Source organism: Fluviicola sp. (assembly GCF_030151805.1).
In the GTDB taxonomy this organism is placed as follows: domain Bacteria; phylum Bacteroidota; class Bacteroidia; order Flavobacteriales_D; family Crocinitomicaceae; genus Fluviicola.
In genome coordinates this window covers 1-6,863 of the sequence record NZ_JASLCN010000015.1, presented here as the reverse complement: position 1 = coordinate 6,863, position 6,863 = coordinate 1, and the positions used below count along the sequence as shown (strand labels likewise).

Annotated in this window: 9 protein-coding genes; 5 read left to right on the top strand and 4 right to left on the bottom strand. The window is 38.9% G+C overall.

Annotation, left to right across the window (positions count from 1 at the left end):
- Together Q1V93_RS00555 and Q1V93_RS00550 are read right to left on the bottom strand one after the other, a co-directional pair.
- Positions 1–2,129, bottom strand: a 2,129-nt coding sequence (locus Q1V93_RS00555) for a CAP domain-containing protein (protein WP_300659989.1), incomplete at its 3' end; no start/stop codon positions are given.
- A gap of 94 nt (positions 2,130–2,223) precedes the next feature.
- Positions 2,224–3,144: a LysR family transcriptional regulator gene (locus Q1V93_RS00550; RefSeq protein WP_300659987.1), complete on the bottom strand. Its 921-nt coding sequence runs from the start codon at positions 3,142–3,144 to the stop codon at positions 2,224–2,226.
- A 166-nt stretch (positions 3,145–3,310) separates the two neighbouring features.
- Here Q1V93_RS00550 and Q1V93_RS00545 point away from each other — a divergent pair, with 166 nt between their 5' ends.
- The 4 genes from Q1V93_RS00545 to Q1V93_RS00530 all read left to right on the top strand — a co-directional run bounded on the left by Q1V93_RS00545 (position 3,311) and on the right by Q1V93_RS00530 (position 5,103).
- Complete coding sequence (locus Q1V93_RS00545; RefSeq protein WP_300659984.1) at positions 3,311–3,757, top strand: Dps family protein; 447 nt, start codon at positions 3,311–3,313, stop codon at positions 3,755–3,757.
- 169 nt (positions 3,758–3,926) lie between these two features.
- The gene (locus Q1V93_RS00540) at positions 3,927–4,544 is read left to right on the top strand and encodes a peroxiredoxin (RefSeq protein WP_300659981.1); all 618 of its coding nucleotides are present in this window, start codon (positions 3,927–3,929) and stop codon (positions 4,542–4,544) included.
- A 6-nt stretch (positions 4,545–4,550) separates the two neighbouring features.
- The gene (locus Q1V93_RS00535; protein WP_124745102.1) at positions 4,551–4,865 is read left to right on the top strand and encodes a thioredoxin family protein; all 315 of its coding nucleotides are present in this window, start codon (positions 4,551–4,553) and stop codon (positions 4,863–4,865) included.
- Positions 4,846–5,103: a hypothetical protein gene (locus Q1V93_RS00530; protein ID WP_300659973.1), complete on the top strand. Its 258-nt coding sequence runs from the start codon at positions 4,846–4,848 to the stop codon at positions 5,101–5,103. The genes Q1V93_RS00535 and Q1V93_RS00530 overlap by 20 nt, the downstream gene beginning before the upstream one ends.
- An 89-nt stretch (positions 5,104–5,192) precedes the next feature.
- Here the strand turns inward: Q1V93_RS00530 and Q1V93_RS00525 are convergent, their stop codons facing one another.
- Positions 5,193–5,639 (bottom strand): cold shock domain-containing protein, encoded by a 447-nt coding sequence (locus Q1V93_RS00525; RefSeq protein WP_300659970.1) that lies wholly within the window; start codon positions 5,637–5,639, stop codon positions 5,193–5,195.
- Between the two features lie 92 nt (positions 5,640–5,731).
- The gene (locus Q1V93_RS00520; RefSeq protein WP_124745099.1) at positions 5,732–5,926 is read right to left on the bottom strand and encodes a cold shock domain-containing protein; all 195 of its coding nucleotides are present in this window, start codon (positions 5,924–5,926) and stop codon (positions 5,732–5,734) included.
- Positions 5,927–6,485: 559 nt separating this feature from the next.
- Between Q1V93_RS00520 and Q1V93_RS00515 the strand changes: the two genes are divergently transcribed.
- Positions 6,486–6,863 (top strand): tail fiber protein (locus Q1V93_RS00515; protein WP_300659965.1); only part of this gene is annotated, 378 nt, incomplete at its 3' end.

Genomic DNA, 6,863 nt, shown 5'->3' with positions numbered 1-6,863 from the left:
ATGAAAAGTGCTTCTTTGTTTAGTTTCTTTTCCAGAAATAAAGGTTTCAAGCGATTGATCGTTAAATGATACATGCTCCAGTTATTAAAGAAACGAACCAATTGGACATTGTCTTCCATACTCAGCACTTTTTTACTGAAATAATCGACGATGTAGTCAAACGACTTTGAAATATTTTTAGAATCATTGATCTGTCCAAAGTAATTGATGAAGGTCAAATGCATATTTACCATAGCTTCCGGGCTAAATGTCCTGTTCTGAGTCATTGCAAGTACTTTCTTCGGTTCAATGATCTTTGCAAGTTGTTGAGCCGGTAAATCCCAAATTTTTAATTTTTCAAAGGAGATCATTGCATATAAGATCAATAGATTTTCTCTCGCATCATTGGTAAGACCGGATGTTCTTTTCAGACACGCCATTAAAAACAGATTCACTTCCTGCCTGTTAGGTTCCGGCAAAAGAGTGAATAATGCTGCTACATTTTGCGTCAATTCAGGAGTATTTTTCAGAATGTCATAAAATGGAATTTCAAACAGGAAACCCGGAACTTTTCCATTTGTATATAAAACAGCCATTGCCTTGTTTGCCAAATCCCAATTCTTATTGATCAAAGCCGTTCTCAAGTTGGTTTCTGCTAATACATTTAAAGGCGTATTCGGAGGAAGATCAGCTTCAAAATTAATCGTAGCACAAGATCTTCGTTGTTTGGAGAACAATTTCTGCCATGGAACATCCGGGTAATCTTTATACTTCAGGCGGATATCCTTCTGCTTCATTGCCAATAAATCATCTAATAAGTAATAACGCATCTGGTAATCCATTAATTCCCAATTCTCCCGGTAATCCATTTGAATCATGGACTCATTCAACGTTAATTTGTGTTGGATATGCTCCTTGATTTTCTTCGCACGCATGTAATGATAATACGCATTCGACAAGGAATCTCCATCAACGGATGAATAAGACTGAATATAAACGGAATGGACTGTTTTCCCTATTGACGATAAATCAGGATAAGACTTCGGAACGGAATCTCTTGGAGAAAAATCATAATCCAGAGTAACAGATTTCACAATTCCGTGTGGTTCAAATATCCCGTTTTTTGGTTCCAGAAGCTTCGGTTTCGCAGGAACTAATTTATACTGATCTCTTTCCTGACACACTTCATAGAGATACATGCAAACCTCCCCATCTTTAATCAATAAAACCGACGCATTTAATTTTTTGTTCTGCATTTCAGCAGGAACATCTCCCAATTTTACCAGGAAACGATAATCACTTTCCGCCTGGTTCCCTTTTTTAAGTTCATCGCGATACAATGGCTTCAATAATATTCCATCATAAACCGGTGACATATCCAATTGATTTTCTTTTCCACATCTGATTTGTTCCCGGTCAATAAGATCAACCGCCAAGCCATCCTTCGGATTCGAAAAAATTGTATTAAAAGTAGCCTTATCCGACACTTCCAGCCATATTTCTCCATCCGTTTTCAAACGAACATCATTCCCCAGGTTATAGACCAAATTGATATACCCTTCAAATTTATCCATGCATTTAGGGTCTGCCAACTTCAATCCGAAACCATTTTTTGAAAGCTGATTGGGAATAACGGTTCCTCGCTTTCCAAAGACGTGAGTGGCATAAATGACGTTGTTTTCAGTGTCCACTGCAAAGCTCAAATCACCCAATTCATAACTTTTGTGGATCATATTGGCATAATGCCCGGGCGATTTCCGCCACCTTTCAAAAAAATCCTTTGCCAGTGCCGAAACAGCGTTCTTATCCAATGGAAACGTTTGCGGAGCAGATTGAATCACATTTTCCCCTACCAGTTCAAAATCCGTTCCTCCGTAAAAGGAAACCCGTGCTTTCGGTGTCAGCTTTTTAGGATCAACTTCTTCATGTTGCAAAACACGATTCAATGCCATGAAATTACTGTGCAGTGCCGCTGCTTGCTCTAAGGTATAATCAAACGCTAAGGGTTTCAGTTGTTTTTCGATCCTCAGTTTATTGATTAATTCGGTCAATTCTGATTTCAATTGCCAGTAACTGGCATCAGATAACTGTGCATAAATGCTATTATTCAGTAGAAAGACAGTCAAGAGCAGAAAAAGGGTTCTAATCATTTAGATTTTAGATTGAGGTACAAAGATACTGGAGAATTATCAATTATAAATGGCATACTGATCATAGGAATTTCATTCTTAATAAATGATCTTTCTACTTCCAACTCAGCAATTCCAGTTCTTTTGCAACCGGTTTGCTGTATTTATGCTGAATGGAACGAATGATTTTCTCCATCGAATCCCAGTTCGCATGCCGGAAAGCGCTTACTGCAATAATGGATCTTCCCGGAAAAGAACCCTGATCATCGCGAATAGATTTGAATTCTGCCGTTTGCTGCACAAAAGGATGATAATATTCCGGAATCAGCGTGTATCCGCCCTGCTGATCTACCATCCGCATCAACAAATCCATATTTCCGCCCTGGTAATTCCAGCTGGAAGGTAAATCGTCATTGATCGAACAAAATTGCATCATTTGCGTCCGCAAACAATTTCCTTTGTTCAGAAGCCAGGGCTGCAGATCTTTTAACTGGTCCACCAGCAGAATTTCACCTTCGATACTTGGTGCGTAGGCTAAAATCTCTTCCGTAAATAAGGGCGTCACCCGGAAACTGTTCTGAGTAATCGGTCCGGCAAGAATCGCCATATCTACCTTTCGCTGATCCAAAGCTTCCAACAATTCCTCCGTCTTCAATTCTTCCACAAACACCTGCGTGGTGGGTAACAAAGACTGCCATTCCTGGAAATTATCCAGCAATAAATAAGCTGCAACAGTCGGAATCACCCCGATTCTCAAGCGTTCCTGATACGTTCCCGAATAAATCTGACGGATGCGATCGATTGCACCAAAATCTCCCTGAATCTGTTGAAGTACGGGAATCAATGCTTTTCCAAATTCCGTCAGCTCCATTGAATTCGTATCGCGGTGAAAGATCAAATGTCCCAATACTTCTTCGGCTTTCTTCAACTGCATGGAAAGCGTTGGCTGCGTCACAAAACATTGCTCCGCGGCTCTGCTGACAGAACCGGTTTCCGAAACGGCCAAAATGTATGCAATCTGTTGTGGTGAAATCATAATAAATTAATTCTATAGATTTATAAAGTTAATCAATATCATTTATATTTAAAAAATGAGCAACTTTGAACTGTGAAACGAGAGACAAGACGGAAAGAGCCAAGAAACAGGACCGTCCTGACTCTTGGCTCCTGGCTCTCAAAGTCTAACTATTAAAACAATAACTATGAATTCACAACAAGATTTAAACAACAAAATGAATCGTCTGCTGGCAACATATCAGGTACATTATCAGAATTTACGCGCGATTCACTGGAATATAAAAGGAACGAACTTCTTCGAATTGCATTTGAAATACGAAGAATTGTACACCAGAACCCAGGTGATTATTGATGATCTGGCAGAACGAATTCTGACTTTAGGGATTACTCCGCTTCACCGTTTCGAGGATTATCTGAAACACAGCGATCTGAAAGAAAATCCTACGATCCATGACGGTAAAGAAGGTATGTCTTACATTTTGAGTGCGCAGGAAACCATTTTGAAGTTGGAACGCGAAATCCTGAATGAATCTGCCGAATTAGGCGATGAAGGTACAAACGGAATGATGAGTGATCTGGTTCGTGAAAAGGAAAAAACGAATTGGATGTTCGCAGCCTGGTTGGGGAAATAAATTTTAAGAGGCAAGACTAGCAGAGGCAAAACTTAAAAACAGTCCTGACTCTTGACGCTCATTGTCCTGGCTCCGAAAAAGATGACATATATCATAGGAATTCAATGGTTTCCTTCCGAATTTTGAAATAGCAAGTAACAAATAAACAAACATAAAAAAACAACTAAAAATGAGTGTAGTAGGTAAAAAATTTCCATCAGTAGTGGTAAATGCAATGGATGAAATGGGAGATACTTTCCAAATCGACGTATTGAAACAAGCAATTGACAACAAAAAGAAGGTATTGTTGTTTTGGTACCCGAAAGATTTCACATTTGTTTGCCCGACTGAAATTCACGCTTTCCAGGAAGCTTCCGCAGATTTCGCAAAAAGAAACACGTTGGTTATCGGAGCATCTTGTGACACGGCTGAAGTTCACTTTGCATGGTTAAACACATCCAAAGACAATGGTGGAATTGAAGGAGTTAAATTCCCTTTAATCGCGGATTCAACACGTCGTTTGGCAGAAGAGTTGGACATTTTGGATTTCGATCCGTATGATGAGGATTCAACTGGTGACAATGTTCCTTACAGAGCAACTTACCTGATTGACGAAGAGGGAACTGTTTTCCACGAATCAATTAACCACATGCCGGTTGGACGTAACGTTCAGGAGTACATCCGTTTGGTTGACGCTTACACACACGTTCAAACACACGGTGAAGTTTGTCCTGCAAACTGGGAAGAGGGAAAAGAAGCAATGAAAGCTGATCGTATCAGCACAGCTCAATATTTAAGCAAAAACTAAGAAATCATGTTTACAGAGTTGACGGAAGATAATTTAGAGCAGTTATTGAATACCAATCAAAAAGTGATGGTTCAATACGGAGCATCGTGGTGTGGTAACTGTAAAATCACCAAGCCGAAGTTTAAGCGAATGGCGGAAGAAAATCCAGGAATAGAATTCTATTATGTGGATGCTGAAAAATTACCGAACTCGCGCAAATTTGCAGATGTTTCAAACCTGCCGACTTTCGCGGGCTTTGTAGGCGGAGAATTGGTGAAACAAGCTCAGGGAAATAAAGTAGAAATCATTCAAGATATCAAAGATGCGATTGCCGGTAATTAAGCATATGGTGACTTTCATCGAAGAAAACGATGAAGACTATGTGAACGAAACCATCGAAACACTGGAGTATTTAATTGATGCTCCGGGTTTGAAAGATGAAGAACTGGATGTGCTTGGAGAGTTATTGTCCAACTTCTCCGGAGCCATTGAGGTTCACAAAGAAATAAAAGCCGGTAAATCTCAACGGGATGCCCTGAATGAATTCATGAAGCGCGTTACCGGTTCTATTGACAAGTAAATTGAAAGGTCCTCGGAAGAGGGCCTTTTTTGTTTGCCTTGAGAACCAAACGAACGGAAGATTCGTCTGATTCCGATGCAATTCGATTGTTAATCTTTTTTCACTCTGACCGCAGTTGGTCCTCTCTGACCTTTTTCAACTTCGAAACTCACTCTGTTTCCTTCCGTAATTGATTCAGTCAATTGATTTGCGTGAACGAAGATGCTGTCTCCTGACGCAATGTCTTTGATGAAACCGTAACCTTTCGAGTCATTATAGAACGTAACAGTTCCTTTACGGATTTTATCTTCCGGTTCTACATCTTCTCTTTTCGGAACACCGATTACGATATCTTCCGCATTGAACTCAAGACGTTTCGAATGATCGGGAGGTGTTGTTGTCTGATTTCCGTTTTCGTCAATATATACAATCATATCTTCGAAACTGGCTTTACCATTTTCTTTACGCTCCAACATCTTTTTTTCCTTGTCTTTACGCTTCTTATCTTTTTTGCTTTGAATTTCTTTCTTGCTGAATGTTTCTTGTGATCTTGCCATTAATTGTTTAAAATTTTCTAATCCTACAAAATAAAAAAAGAGTCTATTCATCAGCAGACGAACAAACTCTTTTGGTCATTTATTAAAATCAATTATTGGATTACGCGAACGTTTACTGCGTTCACTCCTCTTTTACCTTCTTCTAATTCAAACTCTACCAAATCTCCTTCACGAATTTCATCTACCAATCCTGAAACGTGTACGAAATGGTCTTTTTCGGAGCTTTCTTCCTTAATAAAACCAAATCCTTTAGTTTCATTGAAGAACTTAACTGTTCCTTTGTTCATTAACTCTGTTATTTAAATAAATATTGCAGCGAAGGTACGGTATAATATGGCTACATCAGACAAATAAATTCATTTTTCATTAATTTAACTTTTATTTCCCTTGAATTCAGTGGGAAGAGCGGGTAAAAAATTCTTTCTGATTCATCAAAATCCACCCCAATCAGCTTCATAAATAAATTCAGATGCTATTTATTCTGTTAATCAACCGACTACGTAATGATTGATAGCACAATATTTTTTTTCAATCGACTTTTGAAACGGGCTTCCATTTGCAAACCTTCTGAAAACTGCAATTTCAGTTGATTACGCAAAAAATGAACTATTTTCTTAAGAACAATTCCTGGCAAGGGTTTCCCCTTGATTATTCGTTTATCGACGCTTCTTCGGGTATTATCGCCTTTTTGTTGTGATTAATCCTCTATCTTTGTTAAAAACCGATAAAAATTAAACATTCACTGATGATAACACCGCTATTCTTTCATTTACCTCAACAGGTCTATTGCTTGAATAACTTTCAGTTGTCATTTGTAGAAAAGTAACTTTTAAACAAATAATAACTATGTCTACTGAACCATTTATCGGCGAAGTAAAACTATTTGGATTTAACTTCGCTCCAAAAGGCTACGCAACTTGCCAAGGACAGATTCTATCAATTGCGCAAAACACGGCTTTGTTTTCATTGTTAGGCACAACTTACGGTGGAAACGGAACTACTACATTCGCACTTCCTGATTTACAGGGACGTGTACCAATCGGACAAGGTCAGGGACCTGGTTTACCTTACTACTCAATGGGAGAAGTTGCAGGTACAACAACCACAACACTTTTGACAAGTAACATTCCTCCGCACGTTCATACATTGAACAATGTGAAAGTACAGGTAAAAGCATCTTCAGCAAACGCAGGAGAACAAAGTGCTGACGGAACCTTTCCTGCT